The 17,550-nt window shown below is 74.3% G+C and carries 14 protein-coding genes; 6 read left to right on the forward strand and 8 right to left on the reverse strand.

Features of this window, described 5'->3' with window-relative positions; all coding sequences use genetic code 11:
* Positions 1-105: 105 nt before the first annotated feature.
* Both ACZ5GP_RS11000 and ACZ5GP_RS11005 read left to right on the forward strand, forming a co-directional pair.
* On the forward strand, positions 106-897 hold the full coding sequence (locus ACZ5GP_RS11000; protein WP_468750729.1) for an SDR family oxidoreductase: 792 nt from the start codon (positions 106-108) through the stop codon (positions 895-897).
* A gap of 66 nt (positions 898-963) precedes the next feature.
* Positions 964-3,204: a glycosyl hydrolase gene (locus ACZ5GP_RS11005; RefSeq protein WP_468750549.1), complete on the forward strand. Its 2,241-nt coding sequence runs from the start codon at positions 964-966 to the stop codon at positions 3,202-3,204.
* Here ACZ5GP_RS11005 and ACZ5GP_RS11010 read toward each other — a convergent pair.
* Genes ACZ5GP_RS11010 through ACZ5GP_RS11025 form a run of 4 tightly spaced genes read right to left on the reverse strand, consistent with a single transcriptional unit; the run spans position 3,183 to position 7,993 of the window.
* Positions 3,183-4,331 (reverse strand): XdhC family protein, encoded by a 1,149-nt coding sequence (locus tag ACZ5GP_RS11010; RefSeq protein WP_468750550.1) that lies wholly within the window; start codon positions 4,329-4,331, stop codon positions 3,183-3,185. The two genes, ACZ5GP_RS11005 and ACZ5GP_RS11010, sit on opposite strands and share 22 nt — an antisense overlap.
* The gene (locus ACZ5GP_RS11015) at positions 4,324-6,465 is read right to left on the reverse strand and encodes a xanthine dehydrogenase family protein molybdopterin-binding subunit (RefSeq protein WP_468750551.1); all 2,142 of its coding nucleotides are present in this window, start codon (positions 6,463-6,465) and stop codon (positions 4,324-4,326) included. Before ACZ5GP_RS11015 ends, ACZ5GP_RS11010 begins: the two co-directional genes overlap by 8 nt.
* Positions 6,462-7,454, reverse strand: coding sequence for an FAD binding domain-containing protein (locus ACZ5GP_RS11020; protein ID WP_468750552.1), 993 nt, complete (start codon positions 7,452-7,454; stop codon positions 6,462-6,464). Before ACZ5GP_RS11020 ends, ACZ5GP_RS11015 begins: the two co-directional genes overlap by 4 nt.
* Complete coding sequence (locus tag ACZ5GP_RS11025) at positions 7,451-7,993, reverse strand: (2Fe-2S)-binding protein (protein WP_468750553.1); 543 nt, start codon at positions 7,991-7,993, stop codon at positions 7,451-7,453. The genes ACZ5GP_RS11020 and ACZ5GP_RS11025 overlap by 4 nt, the downstream gene beginning before the upstream one ends.
* A 292-nt stretch (positions 7,994-8,285) precedes the next feature.
* On the opposite strand from ACZ5GP_RS11025, the gene ACZ5GP_RS11030 reads away from it, so the two are divergent.
* Entirely contained in the window at positions 8,286-8,864 is a 579-nt protein-coding gene (locus ACZ5GP_RS11030) for a TetR/AcrR family transcriptional regulator (RefSeq protein WP_468750554.1), read from the forward strand.
* 129 nt (positions 8,865-8,993) lie between these two features.
* Here ACZ5GP_RS11030 and ACZ5GP_RS11035 read toward each other — a convergent pair whose 3' ends face one another.
* Positions 8,994-9,911 carry a DNA-binding protein gene (locus ACZ5GP_RS11035; protein WP_468750555.1) on the reverse strand — a complete coding sequence of 306 codons (918 nt, stop codon included), beginning with the start codon at positions 9,909-9,911 and terminating at the stop codon, positions 8,994-8,996.
* 171 nt (positions 9,912-10,082) lie between these two features.
* On the opposite strand from ACZ5GP_RS11035, the gene ACZ5GP_RS11040 reads away from it, so the two are divergent.
* Genes ACZ5GP_RS11040 through ACZ5GP_RS11050 form a run of 3 tightly spaced genes read left to right on the forward strand, consistent with a single transcriptional unit; the run spans position 10,083 to position 12,757 of the window.
* On the forward strand, positions 10,083-10,778 hold the full coding sequence (locus ACZ5GP_RS11040) for a type 1 glutamine amidotransferase domain-containing protein (RefSeq protein ID WP_468750556.1): 696 nt from the start codon (positions 10,083-10,085) through the stop codon (positions 10,776-10,778).
* A gap of 3 nt (positions 10,779-10,781) precedes the next feature.
* Entirely contained in the window at positions 10,782-11,378 is a 597-nt protein-coding gene (locus tag ACZ5GP_RS11045) for a TetR/AcrR family transcriptional regulator (protein ID WP_468750557.1), read from the forward strand.
* A complete protein-coding gene (locus tag ACZ5GP_RS11050) occupies positions 11,378-12,757 on the forward strand; it encodes an aldehyde dehydrogenase family protein (protein ID WP_468750558.1) in 1,380 nt (459 codons plus the stop codon). Before ACZ5GP_RS11045 ends, ACZ5GP_RS11050 begins: the two co-directional genes overlap by 1 nt.
* A 72-nt stretch (positions 12,758-12,829) precedes the next feature.
* Here ACZ5GP_RS11050 and ACZ5GP_RS11055 read toward each other — a convergent pair whose 3' ends face one another.
* The 3 genes from ACZ5GP_RS11055 to ACZ5GP_RS11065 form a co-directional block, all read right to left on the reverse strand.
* Complete coding sequence (locus tag ACZ5GP_RS11055; RefSeq protein ID WP_468750559.1) at positions 12,830-13,120, reverse strand: hypothetical protein; 291 nt, start codon at positions 13,118-13,120, stop codon at positions 12,830-12,832.
* A 10-nt stretch (positions 13,121-13,130) separates the two neighbouring features.
* A complete protein-coding gene (locus ACZ5GP_RS11060; RefSeq protein WP_468750560.1) occupies positions 13,131-13,802 on the reverse strand; it encodes a M15 family metallopeptidase in 672 nt (223 codons plus the stop codon).
* Between the two features lie 277 nt (positions 13,803-14,079).
* The gene (locus ACZ5GP_RS11065; RefSeq protein ID WP_468750561.1) at positions 14,080-17,178 is read right to left on the reverse strand and encodes an AfsR/SARP family transcriptional regulator; all 3,099 of its coding nucleotides are present in this window, start codon (positions 17,176-17,178) and stop codon (positions 14,080-14,082) included.
* Positions 17,179-17,550: the final 372 nt, after the last annotated feature.

The raw sequence follows: 17,550 nt of genomic DNA on the forward strand, positions 1-17,550 counted from the left end.
GGCTCACGTCTCCACGTCCCTGGGCCGGGCCTCGCGGCGACGGAAAGCGATTGACGCCGTGGTGTCGTTCGGGGAGCATTCCGGCCCGTGACGACCGACACCGCGATGGACCGGCCAGCCCGCGAGCAAGGCTCTTCGGCGCGCGAGGACCGCCCGCTCGCCCTGATCACCGGCGTGGGCCGCAGCGTCGGTATCGGTGCGGGCATCGCCCGCCGGCTGGCCGCGTCGGGCTGGGACATCGCCTTCACCTACTGGACCCCCTACGACGACCGCATGAGCTGGGGCAGCGAGCCCGGCGCGCGGGCGACGATCAGCCGCTCCCTCGCCGAACTCGGCGCCGCCACCACCGCGATCGAAGCGGATCTCGCCGACCCGGACGCCCCGGCCCGCGTCTTCGACGAGGTCGAACAGGAGAGGGGCGGGGTCACCGCGCTGGTGATGAGTCACTGCGAGTCCGTCGACTCGGGGCTGCTCGACACCACGGTCGAGAGCTTCGACCGGCACTTCGCCGTCAACGCCCGCGCCACCTGGCTGCTCATTCGCGAATTCGGACGCCGCTTCGCCGCGGAACGGGGCACCGGCCGGATCGTCGGCCTCACCAGTGACCACACCGTCGGCAACCTGCCCTACGGGGCCAGCAAAGGGGCCCTGGACCGCATCACCCTGGCCGCCGCCCACGAACTCGGTCACCTCGGTGTGACCGCCAACGTGATCAACCCCGGGCCGGTCGACACCGGCTGGATGCCCGACGAGGTCCGCGAGCACTGCGTCCGCCGCACCCCGCTCGGCAGGCTCGGCACTCCCCGGGACACCGCGCACCTCGTGGACTTCCTCTGCTCCCCGCAGGGCGAGTGGGTCAACGGCCAGCTGCTGATGAGCAACGGTGGCCTCACCTAGGAAGGCCTGCTTTCCCCTTCTGCTCCCCCGCCCCCTCTCGTAACGTCGGCACCGTTTGTTATGGCCATGCCGAAGAAGAGGGTGCTCATGCGCAGACGCCTGCTTCATCTGGTTCTCGCCCCGCTCGCGGGCGTCGTCCTGCTGGCAGCCGGGCAGGCGGGCGCGGCGCCGCCCGGTCCCGGTGATGTCTACCGCCCCGTCCGCGGGCCGGCCGCGCCGGCCGAGTACCGCTACCTGCAAAAGACCGTGCCGGGCGAGTCGATCCCCCGCCACGCCCACGAGAACGCCGCCGCGCAGGCGCGTCGGCTGCCCACCACCGGCGGGCGGTGGAAGGCACTGGGGCCCACCAACATCGGCGGCCGGATCGTGTCGCTCGCGCTCGACCCGAAGCGGGCGGACACGGTGTACGCGGCTGCCGCGAGCGGCGGGATCTGGCGCAGCACGGACGCGGGCCGGACGTTCGAGTCCGCCTGGCCCGTCGGTGGCACGCAGGCCATGGGAGCGGTCGCCACCGGCCCGGACGGCGCCCTGTACGCGGGCACCGGTGAGCCCAACCCGGGCGGCGGCAGCATCACGTACGAGGGGACGGGGCTCTACCGCAGCGCGGACGGGGGCAGGCACTGGCGGCGGATCGGTCTGCGCGACTCCGGGGCCATCAGCGCGATCACGGTGGACCCGCGTGACCCGCGCCGCATCTACGTGGCCGCGGCGGGCTCGCTCTACAACGGCGGCGGCGACCGCGGTGTCTACCGGTCGGAGAACGGCGGCAAGACCTGGCGGCGGATCCTGTCGGGCGCCGACGAGTTCACCGGCGCGACCGAGATCGTCGTGCGGGGCAAGCGGCTGTACGCCGTGCTGTGGGACCACCGCCGCACGCCCGCACTGCGCACGTACGGTGGTGTGGGCTCCGGGATCTACCGCAGCGACGACGACGGCAGGAGCTGGCGGCGCCTCGGCGGCGGACTGCCCCCGCAGGGCCCGGACGTGGGGCGGATCGGTCTCGCGGTCGCGGGCGACAAGGCGTACGCCATCGTCAACAGGACCAGCGGGCCCTTCGAGGGCTTCTACGCCTCCGCCGACGGCGGCGACACCTGGCGGCGCACCCCGGCCGACCAGAAGCTGACGGAGTCGCAGTCGACGTTCGGCTGGTGGTTCGGCAAGGTGTGGGCCGACCCGAGGAACGCGGACCACGTGCAGGTCGCGGGCGTGCCGCTGCTGACGACGAAGGACGGCGGCGCCACCTGGAACGCCGACGGCACCAGCATCCACGCGGACCAGCACGCGATGGTGTGGGACCCGCGCAGGCCGGGCCGCGTCTATCTCGGCAACGACGGCGGCGTCTACCGCTCCGACGCGAACGGCGACGGCGGCTGGGTGAAGGCACGGCACGAGCCGTACACCCAGCTCTACAGCGCGGCCATCACCCCGCAGGACACCGGCCGGCTCTCCGGCGGCGCCCAGGACAACGGCTCGCTGCGCTCCTGGGGCGGGCCCCGCTTCAACGAGTACCTCGGCGGTGACGGCGAGGAGAACCTGATCGATCCGACCGACGCGGACAACGTCTTCGCCTGCTACCAGTACGGCAACTGCTTCCGCTCCACGGACGGCGGCGACACTCTCACCTACTTCGCGGACCGCACGACGTTCAAGCGGCGCAACTGGTTCACGCCCGTCGTCCTCGACCCCAAGGACCCGAAGGTCCTCTACTACGGCTCCGAGGTGCTCAACCGCTCCACGGACGGCGGTGAGACCTGGCGGCCCGTCAGCCCCGACCTGTCCGGCGGCCCGGGGCCCGACCCGCTCTACGCCAACTACGGCACGATCACCTCGATCGCGCCCGCGGGGGACGGCCGCACGGTCTACGCGGGCACCGACGACGGCCGCGTGTGGGTGACCGAGGACCTGGGCGCGCACTGGACGAAGCTGGCCGAGGGCCGCTCCTGGGTGACCCGCGTGGTCGTCGACCCGCGCGACCCCGAGCGCGTGTACACCACCCATTCCGCCTATCGCTCCGGGTCCCACAAGGCGCATGTGTACGCCAGTTCCGACGGCGGACGGCACTGGAAGGACCTGTCGGGCAATCTGCCGGACGCGCCCGTGAACGACCTCGTCCTCGGACACGGCGGGCGGCTGCACGTCGGCACCGACCAGGGCGTGTTCACCTCCCGCTCCGGCGGCCCGACGTGGTCGCGGCTGGGCCGGGGCATGCCCGCGGTGCCCGTCGACGACATCGAGTACGACGCCGGGCACCGCCGCCTGGTGGCCGCCACGTTCGGCCGGGGTTTCTACGAGCTGACGACCCGCTGACGGCGGCTCCCGGGCGCCTCGTGGTGGATCGGCGTCCGGGAGCCGGTCAGCGGCAGGCCGGTGCCGCCCTGCCGGGCCGCGACGATCTCCGCGGCGATCGACAGGGCGGTCTCCTCGGGTGTGCGGGCGCCGAGGTCGAGGCCGATCGGCGAGTGGAGCGCGGCCAGTTCCTCCTCGGTGACGCCGACCTCGCGGAGCCTGCGCCGGCGGTCCTCGTGCGTGCGGCGCGAGCCCATCGCGCCGACGAACGCGACGGGCAGCCGCAGCGCCGCCGCGAGCAGCGGTACGTCGAACTTGGCGTCGTGGGTGAGCACGCACAGGACCGTGCGGTCGTCCGTCGCCGTGATTTCGAGGTAGCGGTGCGGCCACTCGACCACGATGTCGTCCGCCTCGGGGAAGCGGACCCGCGTGGCGAAGACGGGGCGGGCGTCGCACACCGTGACGTGGTAGCCGAGGAACTTCCCGGCGCGCACCAGGGCCGCCGCGAAGTCGATGGCCCCGAACACGATCATGCGGGGCGGCGGCACGCTCGACTCGACCAGGAACGTCAGGTCGCTCTCGCAGCGCGCTCCGCTCCGCGAGAGGGCGAAATTGCCGGTGCGGCCCGCCGCGAGGAGGGCCCGGCTCTCCCCCGCCGCCGTGCGGTCCAGCTCCGGATGACCGCCGAGGCTTCCCTCGTACGTCCCGTCGGCGCGCACCAGGAGCGGCCTGCCGAGCAGGTCCGCGGGGCCCCGGGTGATCCGCGTCAAGGCCGCGCTCGTCCCGTCGGCGGCGGCCGCCAGGGCGGCGGCGAGCACCGCCCTGTCCGGTGCGTCGGCGGCCACCGGGGTGACCAGCACCTCGATGACGCCGCCGCAGGTCAGGCCGACCGCGAAGGCGTCCTCGTCGCTGTAGCCGAACCGCTCGACCGTGGCCCTGCCCTCCTGGAGGGCCTGGACGCACAGGTCGTACACCGCGCCTTCGACGCAGCCGCCGGAGACCGAGCCGATGACCGTCCCCTCGCCGTCGACGGCGAGGGCGGCGCCGGGACCGCGCGGTGCGCTGCCACCGACGCCGACGACGGTGGCGACCGCGAAGTCCCGGCCTTCCAGGACCCATTGGTGCAGGTCAGCGGCGATGTCAAGCACCGCTGACACCTGCTGCCCGAGTAGCCGGGTCCTCAATGACCCGGTCGGGACGGATCGGCAGATGGCGGTGGCGGACGCCCGTGGCGTGCCAGACCGCGTTGGCGATCGCCGCCGCACAGCCCACGATGCCGATCTCTCCGACGCCCTTGATCCCGAGGGGGTCGTCGGGATCCGGGTCGTCCACCCAGTCCGCCTCGATGGGCGGCACGTCGGCGTGCGCCGCGACGTGGTAGCCCGCGAGGTCGGGGCCGACGGGGGCGCCCGAGGCGCGGTCCCTGACGGCCTCCTCGTGCAGCGCCATGGACAGGCCCCACGTCATGCCGCCGATCAACTGGCTGCGGGCGGTCAGCGGGTTGATGATCCGCCCGACGGCGAAGATGCCGAGCATCCGCCGTACGCGTACCTCGCCGGTGGCGACGTCGACGGCGACCTCGGCGAACTGCGCGCCGAACGAGTGACGTTCCTTCTCGCTGAGCGCGCCGATGGCGGCCCCGGTGTCGGAGCGCGCGGTGATGCCGTCCGCCGGGATGTCACCGCCGGGGACCAGCTTCTCCCGCAGTTCGCGCGCGGCGAGGGTGATGGCCCAGCCCCAGGAGCGGGTGCCCATCGAACCGCCCGCGATCGTCGCGGGCCCGAAGTCACTGTCGGCGATGTGGAGGCGGACGCGTTCCGGCGCGACCCCCAGCGCGTCCGCGGCGATCATGGTGAGCGCGGTCCGCGCGCCGGTGCCGATGTCCGCGGCGGTGATGCGCACGGTGAAGGTGCCGTCGGGCCGTGCCGTCACGGCGGCCGTGGCCGGGCCCACCAGCACCGGGAAGGTCGCGGCGGCCGTGCCGGTGCCGAGCAGCCAGCGCCCTTCGCGGCGCACGCGGGGCCGCGGGTCGCGCTCCGCCCAGCCGAACCTGCGGGCGCCCTCGGTGAAGCAGGCCGTGAGGTTGCGGCTGCTGAACGGCAGCCCGGAGACCGGTCCCACCTCCGGTTCGTTGCGGGCGCGCAGCGCGAGGGGGTCCATGCCGCACTTCTCGGCCAGTTCGTCGAGCGCGCACTCCAGCGCGAACGACCCCGGGGCCTCGCCGGGAGCCCGCATCCAGGTCGGCGTCGGCACGTCCAGGGGCACGACGCGGTGGACGGTGTGGTGCGCGTCGGCGGCGTACAGGGGGCGGGCGAAGCCGGCGCTCGGTTCGACGAATTCGTGGATGGTCGAGGTGAGGTTCTGCCCCTGGTGGTCCAGGGCGCGCAGCCGTCCGTCGGGTTCGGCGCCCAGCCGGACGCGTTGCGCGGTGGGGCTGCGGTAGCCGACGACGGAGAACATCTGGCGGCGGGTCAGCACGACGCGTACGGGCCGGCCCAGTTCGGTCGCCGCCATCACGGCGGCGACCTGGTGGACGCGCAGGCCCTTGGAGCCGAAGGCCCCGCCGACGTGCTCGGAGCGCACCCGCACCGAGGCCGGGTCGAGCGAGAACAGCTTCGCCAGTTCGTCGGCGACCCAGGCGCTGCCCTGGTTGGAGTCGACGACGTCGAGACGGCCGCCGTCCCAGCGCGCGGCGGCCGCGTGCGGTTCCATCATGCTGTGGTGCTCTTCGGGCGTGGTGTACTCGGCGTCCACGACATGGGCGGAAGCCTTCAACTCGGCTTCCAGGTCGCCCTTCGCCGTCCGTGTGCCGTCGGTGTCCGGCGTGTAGGTGCCGGCTCGCCCGGCGAAGAACGTGATGTCGTGGGGCTCTTGGTCGTACCGCACCACGAGCGTCTCCGCGGCCTCCCTGGCCTGCTCGGGCGTCTCGGCGACGACGAGGGCCACCGGCCAGCCCGCGAAGGGCACCCGGTCGTGCTGGAAGAGCCCGACGGTGGGGTCGGGGCGCCCGAGGAGTCCCTCGTAACCGGTGTCCACACGCGGGGCGTTGCCGTGGTGCAGGACGGTCAGCACGCCGGGCATCGCGAGGACGGGCCCGGTGTCCACGCGGGTGACGCGGCCGCGGGCGACGGTGGACAGCACCAGCCAACCGTGGGCGAGCCCGACGAAGGGGATCTCGCCCGCGTAGCGCGCGGCGCCGGTGACCTTGTCCACGCCCTCGACGCGGGTGCGCGGGGCCCCGACGGATCCCGTCACCGTGCTGGGTCCGGTCGTCGTGGTCATCGGGCGGCCTCCTCGGCGAGTTCGGTCAGCAGGGCCACGACGAGGTTGCGCGTGAGCGTCACCTTGTACGCGTTGTCGGGCAGGGGCCGGGCCGTGGCCAGTTCGGCGTCCGCGGCGGCGGCGAAGGCCTCGGCGCTCGCCGGGCCCCCGGTCAGCGCCCGCTCGGCCTCGTGGGCGCGCCATGGCCGGGACGCGACGGCCCCGAAGGCCAGGCGTGCCTCGCGCACGACACCGTCGCGCACGTCCAGGGCCGCGGCGACGGAGCCGATGGCGAAGGCGTACGAGGCGCGTTCGCGCACCTTGCGGTAGCCGGAGCGGGCCGCGACCGGGGCGGGCGGCAGCGTGACGCCGGTGATCAGCGCGCCGGGTGGCAGGGCGGTCTCCAGGTGTGGGGTGTCGCCCACCGGGAGGTAGAACTCCGCGAGCGGCAGCCGGCCCGGTCCTTCGGCGCTCTCGTAGGTGACGGTGGCGTCGAACGCGGCGAGCGCGACTCCCATGTCGGAGGGGTGGGTGGCCACGCAGTGGTCGGTGGCGCCGAGGATCGCGTGGTTGCGGTGCTCGCCCTGGAGGGCGGCGCAGCCGCTGCCGGGGCGGCGTTTGTTGCAGGGCGTGTGCGGATCGGTGAAGTATGCGCACCGGGTGCGCTGGAGCAGATTTCCGCCGACGGTCGCCATGTTGCGCAGCTGCCCGGAGGCGCCGGCGAGGACGGCCTGTGCCAGTGCGGGGTAGCGGCGCCGTACGTCGGGGTGGGCGGCGAGGTCGCTGTTGGTGACGGTCGCCCCGATGCGCAGTCCGCCGTCGTCCGTGGACTCGATGCCGTCCAGGGGCAGTTCACGTACGTCGACGAGGAGCGCCGGGCGCTCGACGCCGGTCTTCATCAGGTCGACGAGGTTGGTGCCGCCGCCGAGGTAGCGCGCCTCGGGGTGGGCGCCGAGTAAGGCGACCGCACCGGACACGTCGTGCGCCCGTTGGTATCGGAAGTCCCTCATACCGCCTCCTCCTCGGCGTGCGCCGCCCGCGCGACCGCCCGCACGATGGACACGTACGCGCCGCAGCGGCAGAGGTTGCCGCTCATGCGCTCGCGGATCTCCTCCGCGGTCAGTTCGGGAACGCCGGCCTCGGGCCGTAGGTCGGCGGTGGCGGCGCTCGGCCAGCCCGCCGCGTGCTCCTCGATCACGCCGAGGGCGGAGCAGATCTGTCCGGGGGTGCAGTAGCCGCACTGGAGGCCGTCGAGGTCGAGAAAGGCCTGCTGCACGGGGTGCAGCCGGTCGCCGTCGGCGACGCCCTCGATGGTGGTGATCTCGCGTCCTTCGGCGGCGACCGCGAGTTGCAGGCAGGACAGGGCGCGGCGGCCGTCCATCAGCACGGTGCAGGCGCCGCACTGGCCCTGGTCGCAGCCCTTCTTGGTGCCGGTGAGGTCGAGCCGCTCGCGCAGCGCGTCGAGCAGGGTGGTGCGGTGGTCGACGGTCAGCGTGTGCTGTTCGCCGTTGATGCGGAGCGTGAGAGCACTGGACGTCGGTGGAGCCATGAGCTGCCTTCTTTCGCGAATCGCGTCGAACGAGGCGGTCCCGGCCGCGGGCCGGGAGTCAGGCGCTTGATCAGGAGAAGGTGAGGGAGGTCGGTGCGGGCGCCTCTGCGGGACAGAGCGGCCCGGGCGAGCGCGCGGCGAGGGCGGTCCGGGAGAACGGACTGTCCCCGCGCGGACGCGTGCGGCGCTATGGTGGCCCTAAGCGGACAGTTGTCCATTAGCTTTCAAACTTAGTGGACAGCTGTCCGCTTAGCAAGACCGAATCGGGCCGTGGGGCGCGGGAGGAGAGCGAGTGGGGCAGCACAAGGACGCACCCTTGCGCTCGGACGCGCAGCGCAACCGCGAGCGCATCCTGGAAGTGGCCCTGGCGGAGCTGACCCGGGCGAGCGACGCACCCCTGAGCGCGATCGCGCGGAAGGCGGGCGTCGGGCAGGGCACGTTCTACCGCAATTTCCCCAACCGCGAGGCCCTCGTCCTCGAGGTCTACCGCTATGAGGTGCAGCAGGTCTCCGACGCGGCCTGCCAGTTGCTGCACACCCGCCCGCCCGACCAGGCCCTGCGGGAGTGGATGGACCGCCTCGTCCGGTACGCCATGGCCAAGGCCGGTCTGGCGGATGCCATACGCCGGGCGACCAGCGCGCTCGGCTCGCTGGCCGGGGTGGGCCCCGGGCCGCTGACCCAGGCCGTGACGCTCCTCCTCCAGGCGAACGAGGAGGCGGGCACCATCCGCCCCGGGGTGACGCCCGACGACTTCCTGCTGGCCATCGCCGGGCTGTGGCAGATCGACCCGCACGGTGACTGGCAGGCGCGGGCGGGGCGTCTGATGGACCTGGTCATGGACGGGCTGCGGGCCGGCGCCCCGGGACGCTGAGCGGCCGTCGTCGGATATGGCGTGGCCGCCTACGGACGCGAGGTGGCCACCTACGGATGCCGAGCGGTCGCCTTCGGGCGCCGCGCAGTCGCCCACGCATGCTGAGCGGTCACCTTCAGAGGCCGGCGCTCACTTCCGGGCGCCGAGCAGCGCGAGCAGGTGTGCCGCCCCGTCGCGCAGGGAGGCGGGGGCGGCCGCACAGGCCTTCAGCCGGGTCGCCGTGGCGGTGAGGGACTCCGCCGTGCGGGCGGAGGCGACGCCGCCGACGCGCGGCACGAGGTCCGTGACCAGGGTCTGCGCCTCGCGCCAGTCACCGGCCGCCGCCAGCGCCGAGAGCAGTTCCGCGCCGAACAGGTCGCGGTAGGAGGGGCCGCCGGGGGCGGTGGCCGCCCGGTGCAGGAGGGGCAGGGCCTGGTGCCAGCGCCGCAGCCGGGCCAGGACCCAGCCCTGGTGGCCGAGCAGTTCGGTCTCGTCGAACCACCACGCCCAGGGCGGGTCGTGGCGGCAGGCACCGTCCAGGAAGCGGCTCCCGGCCCGGGAGACCAGCTTCACGGCCGCGTGGTCCCCGCCGAGCAGGGCGACGGCGTGGGCCCGGCGGATCAGGACGAGGGCGCCGACCCTGGCCGGGAGGGGCCGGGGGCCCGCCACCCGGGCGGTGGTCGCGAGGGCGGCGCGGGGGCGGCCGACGTGGGTCTGGAGCATGGCGTGGTTCAGGAGCACGAGGTGCGCCGTCCAGCGGTCGCCGCACAGCTCCGCGAGCGCCAGCGCCCGCCCGTTCGCCCGGTGGGCACGGCGGTGGAGCCCGGCGTCGAAGAGGATCCAGCCGATCACCTCGCACAACTCCGCGAGTGCCGCGAGCAGTTCACCGTCCAGGTGCCGCAGCCTCTCGGGCTCGACGGACAGCTCCGGCACGTCCCGCACGGCCGTGCGCAGTGCCGGTACCGCGGCCCGCGGGCCGTGCTCGGCATCGAGTGCGAGCAGGTGCCGGCACACGCGCATGACCGTGGGGACCGAGGATGCCTCCTGGTCGCCGCCCCGCCCCGCCATCGCGTCCCCTCCCCTTCCCGCCTCTATTCCGCATGCTCCCATCGGATTTTCGATGTCAGGTATTTATTTCCGCATTGGATAGTTATGTCCGATGGGTCTACCGTCGGGGTATCGCCGTACTGACGATCTGAGCACGGAACGTCAGAACCACCAACCCCGGAGACCTCCCCCATGTCGAAGATCCTTTTCGTTGTCACCGGCGCCGACCACTGGACCCTGGCCGACGGCAGCACGCACCCGACCGGCTTCTGGGCCGAGGAGGCCGTCGCCCCCTACGAGGCGTTCAAGGCGGCGGGCCACGAGATCGTCGTCGCCACCCCGGGCGGGGTGGTCCCCACCGTCGACCACGGCTCCCTCGCCCCCGAGGTGAACGGCGGACAGGAGGGCGCCGACAAGGTCGCCGCCTCACTCGCCGACTTCCCCGAGCTCCAGCGGCCGGTCGAGCTGGCGGACGTGGACCTCGCCGAGTACGCCGCCGTCTTCTACCCCGGCGGTCACGGCCCCATGGAGGACCTCGCCGTCGACGCCGACTCCGGCAGGCTTCTCACGCTGGCCCTGGAGATCGGCATGCCCCTGGGTGTGGTCTGCCACGCCCCGGCCGCCCTGCTCGCCGCCACCAAGGCCGACGGCACCAACCCCTTCGCGGGATACCGCCTCACCGGCTTCACCAACGCCGAGGAGCGGCAGGCGGGCTTCGCCGAGCGGGCGAAGTGGCTGCTCCAGGACCGTCTCGTCGCCCTCGGCGCCGACTTCCAGGAGGGCGAGCCCTGGGCCCCGAAGGTGGTCGTCGACCGCAACCTCGTCACGGGCCAGAACCCCGCCTCCTCCGCCCCGCTGGCGGAGGAACTCCTGAAGAAGCTGGCCTGACCCATGGGCACCGACCGGCTCGACGAGGTCCTCGACGCCGCCTATGACTGCCTCAAGCGGTACGGCGCGCGACGCACCACGATGGACGACATCGCCGCCACCATGGGCGTGTCCCGGTCCGCGGTCTACCAGTACGTACGCAACAAGGACGACGCCTTCCGCCGGCTCGCGGGCCGCCTCCACGAGCAGGCGCTCCTGCGGGCCCGGGAGGCGGCCGAAGCGGACGCCCCTTACGGGGAGCGGCTGCACGGCATACTGGCCGCCAAACTCGATCTCGTGCTCCAGCTGACCGGGGACTCCCCGCATGCCACAGAGCTGCTCGACGGCAAGGCCCGGCTGTTCGGCGAGATCTGTACGACGTTCGGCTCCGACCTGCGCGACCTGCTGACCGCGCTGTTCACCGAGGCGGGTACCACCCCGGGCATCGAGCCGGCCGAGGCCGCCGACATCTGCGTCGCGCTGGTCGTCGGCCTCGAGCCGATGCCCCGGGCCAGGGAGCTGCTGGCCCCGGCGACCACCGCCCTCGCGACGGGCCTGCTCGGCGCTCCCCCCACCCCCGGCACCGACCCTCTTCCCCCCACTCCCCGAGGAACATCCTGATGACCACCAGCGTCACGTCCAACACCCCCACCGAAGCCGCCACGCTCACCGAGGAAGACATCGCGGCCCTCGTGACCCGGCTGCGCGCCACCTTCGCCACCGGCCGCACCCGGCCCCTGGCCTGGCGCGAGGAGCAGCTGACCCGGCTGCGCGCGCTGTTCACCGAGAACCGCGAGGCCATCGCCGACGCGCTGTACAGCGATCTGCGCAAGCCCCGCCCCGAGGCGAACGGCGCCGAGATCGACCTGCCCGTACAGGAGATCGACCACACACTGACCCACCTGGCCCAGTGGCTCGCCCCGCGCCACCTCGACCCCAAGGCTCTCGCCGGGCTCCCCGAGGGATCGACGGCGGGGACGCAGTACGAGCCGCTGGGCACCGTCCTGGTCATCGCGCCCTGGAACTACCCGGTCCAGCTCTCACTGGTGCCGGTCGCGGGCGCCCTCGCCGCGGGCAACGCCGTCATACTCAAGCCGAGCGAGCTGGCCCCGGCGACATCGGCGCTGATGGCCCGCCTGGTGCCGCGGTACCTGGACCCGGAGGCGGTCGCCGTCGTCGAGGGCGGCATTCCGGAGACCACGGCGCTGCTCGCCCAGCGCTTCGACCACATCTTCTACACGGGCAACGGCACGGTGGGCCGCATCGTGATGCGCGCCGCCGCCGAACACCTCACCCCGGTCACGCTCGAACTCGGCGGCAAGTCACCGGTGTTCGTCGACCGGGACGCGGACGTCACCACCGTCGCCAGGCGCTTGGCGGACGCCAAGTTCCGCAACGCCGGGCAGACCTGCGTCGCCCCGGACTACGTGCTGACCGACCCGGCCACCGCCCGCGCCCTCGAAGTCGCCCTCGCCGAGGCGGTGGAGGGCATGTTCGGTCCCGACCCGCAGACCAGCCAGGCGTACGGCCGCATGGTCAACGAGCGGCACTTCGACCGGGTGTCCGGGCTGCTCGGCTCCGGCACCACGGTGTTCGGCGGGCGCACCGACCGCGACGACCTCTACATCGCGCCGACCGTCCTGGCCGGCGTGCGGGGGGACGACCCCGTCATGCGGGAGGAGATCTTCGGCCCCGTGCTGCCCCTCGTGGAGGTCGCCGGCCTGGACGAGGCCATCGCCTTCATCAACGACCGGGACAAGCCGCTCGCCCTGTACGGATTCACGGAGAACGAGACCACCCGGCGGCGGCTGGCCGCCGAGACCTCGTCCGGCGGTCTCGGCTTCGGGCTCCCGATGGCCCACCTGCGCGTGCCCGAGCTGCCGTTCGGCGGTGTGGGCGAGAGCGGCATGGGCAGCTACCACGGCCCGCACTCCATCGCCGCGTTCAGCCACCGCCGCGCCCGTCTCGACGTGCCGCTCGGCCAGACCTCGCGTCGCTGACCTGAAGGGCGGCGACGGCGCCGCCCGCGACGAGACAGGACGGGTGACCCCGGGCGGTGCGACCGCCCGGGGTCACCCGCCGCATCCACACCCCCCGCACCCGCCGCCCCCGTCCCCGCAGGAGGACGAGCTTCCGTCGCACGACGAGTCGTTGTCGTGCGACGCGCCGCGGCCGGGCGCCCAGCCGCCGCAGCCCGCCACCGCGCCGCCCGCGGCCCAGCTCTCGCCCTCGCCCCGTCGCGGCGCGCTCCGCGCGTCCGTGCCGGGTTTGCGCTCGGGCCGGTTCCTGGCCTTCTCCGCGACGGCGATCACGGCCGCCAGAAGCGCGGTCGCCGCGAGCCCCACGGCCCACATGTCCCCCATCACCCTCACCTCACCCTGCCGGTTCCCCCGCCGCCCGGGTCACGGGCCCGTAGCGGGCGGTCGCGGCCCTGGTCGCGTGGGCCCAGTAGCGGTCGCCGTAGGACCAGTGCCACCACTCCGTGGGGTAGTTGACCAGGCCGGCCGTGACCAGCGCCGCGCTCAGCGTGCGGCGGTTGCGGCGGGCCGTGGCGCAGATGCGGTCGGCGTCGGTGTAGCACGCGCCGTCGCTCTCCTCGGGGCTGGCGTTCACCGGGGTGCCGAGATCCAGTTCGGCCCCGTCGGTCGTGCACAGCGTCACGTCGACGGCGGCGCCCGCGACGTGCGGGCCCACTTCCGGCGGTGCCAGCGAACGGCTCGTCTGCCGGTGCAGGTGCTCCGCCGACCAGTCGGGGTGGGCATCTCTCAGCTCGGCGGCGTACTCCTCGAAGTACTTGATCTGCAGGTCGAGCGGGCGGTAGCCCTCGGTGACGAGCAGGCGCAGCCCCTCCGGGAGCAGCCGGGCGGCACGGGCCAGGCGCCAGGCGACGCCCTCGCGCAGCTGGGCGTAGGCCCCGGCGGGGTCGGCGAGGCGCTCGTCGACGTCGACGAAGGGCAGCCGGCGCAGGTCGACGAGTGGTTCGCCGCACTCCCGGACCGGGATGCCGGTGACGCGTGGGTCGCTCATGAGGACGATCGGCGGCATGCTCGGCCCCTTCGTGACAGGAGTGGCGGGCACAGCTCCGGGGGCGGGCCGTCGCCCGCCCCCGGAGTCCCCCGCCTTCCAGTGGCTCCACGCGAGCTACGGCCCATACGACCGACTTCGCGGTCGTATGGGCCGTGCGAGGCAACAGCGGCCTTTCCCCCGTCGGGTCCCCCGTTGCTGTCGACCCTTTGGTTCCGCCGACATGGAAAGCATGTCGCACGCCGCTGCAAGTTCTCTGCAAATCCGCGCCAAGCGGCCCGTGCCCCGGCCGGGCGGGTCACCCGGCCGGTTCGGCCAGCTCCCGGGCCTCGTACGCGGCGAAGACCTCCCGCGCCTCGGCACGCAGCGCGAGCGCCCGTGCCCGGTCGCCCTGTGCCTCGCGCGCCGTGGCGAGGTCGCGCAGCGTGCGGGCCCTGGGCAGGGGCAGTTCCAGGGCGGCCCAGAGGTCGGCGGCGGCGGTGAGGTGTCTCTCGGCGGCCTCGGGACGGCCCGCCGCGAGGTCGCATTCGCCGAGGGTGCGCAGGGCGAGCGCCTCGCCGAAGCGGTCGTGGTGCGAGCGGCAGGTGGCGAGGACGCCCCGCAGGTCGACGGCCGCCTCGGCCCACCTGCCCCGCCTGAAGCGGCACTTGGCCCGCGCCTGCACCGCGTACGCCGACATCAGCGGGTCGCCCAGTGCGCGCAGGAGGTCCACCGCGCGGTCCGCCAGCTCCTCCGCCTGCTCGTAGGCGCCGAGCGCCCGGTGCACGAGGCTGAGCGAGCGCAGGGTGAGCGCCTCGCCGCGGCGGCTGCCGAGCCGGCGGTAGGCGCGCAGCGAGGCGTCGAGGTGGGCGAACGCCTCCTGGTGTTCGCCCAGTTCGAGGTGGACCGTGCCGGCGAACCGGCAGGAGAGCCCGAGCCCCGGGTCGTCGCGCAGGGCGCGGAAGCCCTCGACCGCCTCGGTGAGCACGTCCAGCGCGCCGCGCAGTCTGCCCGCCTCGCGCAGGGCGCTGCCGAGGCCGGCGAGGGCGGCGGCCCGGCCGCGCGCGTCGCCGAGTTCGGCGCAGAGCCCGGCCGCCTGGCGGAAGTAGTCCTGGGACTCGGCGAACCGGTCCTGCTCGTAGCGCAGTTGTCCGAGTCCGATGAGCAGCAGCGCCTCGCCGGAGCGGTCCTCGGCGCGGCGGGCCGCGGCGAGCGCCGCGTCGTGGCTGCGCCACCAGGCCTCGAAGCGGTTGCCGACGGCGTACGCGGACGAGCACAGGGCCGCGGCGGCCTCGCAGGCCAGGGTGTGCAGGTCGTAGGCGGCGGCGCGTTCGACGGCGGCGGCGAAGGCGTCGGCCTCCGCCTCGAACCAGGCGGCCGGGTCGGCGAGCGCCCGCCTGGTGGCCTTGGGGCCGACGGGACGCACGAGGTGGTGCAGGGCGTCCGAGGCGGCGCCGACCGGGCCGCCCGAATCGAGGAAGCCGCGGTGCAGTTCGACCGCTCCGGAGGGGGTCGCGGAGGCGACGCGGGCGGTGAGCCAGAGCCCGGCGCCCAGCGCCCTGCCGAGGGCGGCCGAGCGTTCCGCGGGCGAGTCCTCGGCCTCGGCGCGTTCGGCCGCGTAGACCCGTACGAGGTCGTGCGGCCGGTAGCGGGCCTGTCCGGCGCGGTCGACGACGGTGCAGTGCAGCAGCTGGGCGTCGATGAGCTGCTCCACGACGCGGTCCGCCTCGGCCTCCGGCACGTCGAGCAGGGCCGCGATCACCCAGGAGGCGACGTCGGGCGCGGCGAGCAGACCGAGGCGGCGCAGCGCGGTGCGGGCGGAGGCGTCCAGGGCGCGGTAGCTCAGGCCGAGGCCGGCGCGGACCTCGAGATCGCCGACGGCGAGTTCGTCCAGACGGTGGTGTTCGTCGGCGAGCCTTTCGGCGAGTGCGCGCGCCGTCCAGTGTCTGCGGGTGGCGAGGCGGGCGCCGGCGATGCGCAGGGCGAGCGGGAGGCCGCCGCACAGTTCGACGACGCGGCGCACGGCGTCGGGCTCGTCGCGCACGCGCCGCTCACCGGCGATCCTGGCGAGCAGCTCGGCGCCGGGCCGGGTGTCCAGCACGTCGAGTTCGGTGCGGTGGGTGCAGGGCAGGGCGCCCAGGCGGGCGCGGGCGGTGATCAGTACGCCGCAGGTGGCGCTGCCGGGGAGCAGCGGCCGCACCTGTGCCTCGCTGCCCGCATCGTCCAGGACGAGGAGCAGGCGGCGCCCCGCGACCAGGCTGCGGAAGAGGTCCCGGCGCTCGGCGTCGCCCTCGGGCGGGTCGGCGCCGAGGGCGCGCAGCAGGCGTCCGAGCACCTCGCCGGGGGCCACGGGGTCGGTGGCGCCGCGCAGTTCGGCGTAGAGCTGCCCGTCCGGGTAGGCCTCGGCGACCCGGTGTGCGGCGGTGACGCCGAGGACGGACTTGCCGACACCGCCGGGGCCCGTCACGGCGACGACGGGCATGGCCTCGCGCGTTCCCGGGCCCGTCAGCGCCGCCCGGATCTCGGCGAGCTGTTCCTCGCGTCCGGTGAAGTCGCCGATGGCGGGCGGCAGGAGAGCGGGGGCGGGCGGCGGACCCGTGTCGTGAGAGCGGGAGCGGGAGGGGGATGGGGCGCCGGGGGCGGCGGCGGTCGGGGCGTCCTGGGCGCCGGGCAGGAGGTCCTCGTCCGCCCGCAGGATCGCCTCGTGCATCGCCCGCAGTCCCGGGCCGGGGTCGATGCCCAGCTCTTCGGCGAGCACTTCGCGGCCCTCCGCGTAGACGGCGAGCGCGTCGGCCTGGCGGCCCAGCCGGTACAGGGCGAGCATCAGCTGGCCGCGCAGGCGCTCGCGGGTGGGGTGGGTGGCGACGAGGGCCGTGAGTTCGGCGACCAGTTCCGTCTCGCGGCCCGTCTGGGCGAGGTCGGCGGCGATGCGCTCCTCCAGGGCCGCCTGCCGGGCCTCTTCGAGCTGGTCGGCCATGGCCCGCAGGGTCTCGCCGATGCCGCCCAGTGCGGGGCCCCGCCACAGGGCGAGGGCCTCGCTCAGGAGCCGGGCCGCGCCGGCGTGGTCGCCCTCGGCCGCCGCCCGCCGGCCGAGGGCCGTGAGCCTCTCGAACGCGGCGCGGTCGACGACCTCGGCGTCGGCGTGGATCAGATAGCCGGGCGGTTGTGTCTCGATGACGTCGGCGGACAGGGCGCGGCGCAGCGCCGAGACGTACGACTGGATCAGGGACCGGGCGGTGTCCGGCGGGTGGTCCCCCCAGATCGCGTCGATCAGGGCGTCGGCGGAGACCACCCGGCCCGGCTCCAGGAGCAGGGCCGCGAGCAGCGCCCGGGGCTTGGGGCCGCCGAGGGCCAGGCGACGGCCCTCGCGCCACGCCTCGACCGGCCCCAGCAAGCGGTAGTGCATGTCCGTGTCCACGCCCATCTCCATGGGTCCTCAGCCCCGCACCGCCCCCGCTCCCCGAATCCCCGCTCCCCGGCCCCTCACCCTGATCGCGCCCCCGATCGACTGGTCATCGTACGTCCACTCGGCGCCGACTCCACCTGGTGCACAGGGAATCAGCCATGCGCGACCATGCCGGGCGCCCCGAACCCGGGGCCGGGTTCAGGGGAGAGTGCGCGCGGCATGTCTGCGGGCTCGGGGAAGAGCTGGTGCGCCGCCCCGGCCGCCACCGGATCGTCGTGACGCACGGCTTCACCCGCCGTTCGGCACGGCGCCAGGGCGTCAAGGCGGGAGAGCGTCGCGGCGGGAGGGCGGCTTCTCCGCAACGAGCAGGTCGCCGGCCGGCGA

The sequence above is a fragment of the Streptomyces sp. NPDC031466 genome, assembly GCF_055581265.1.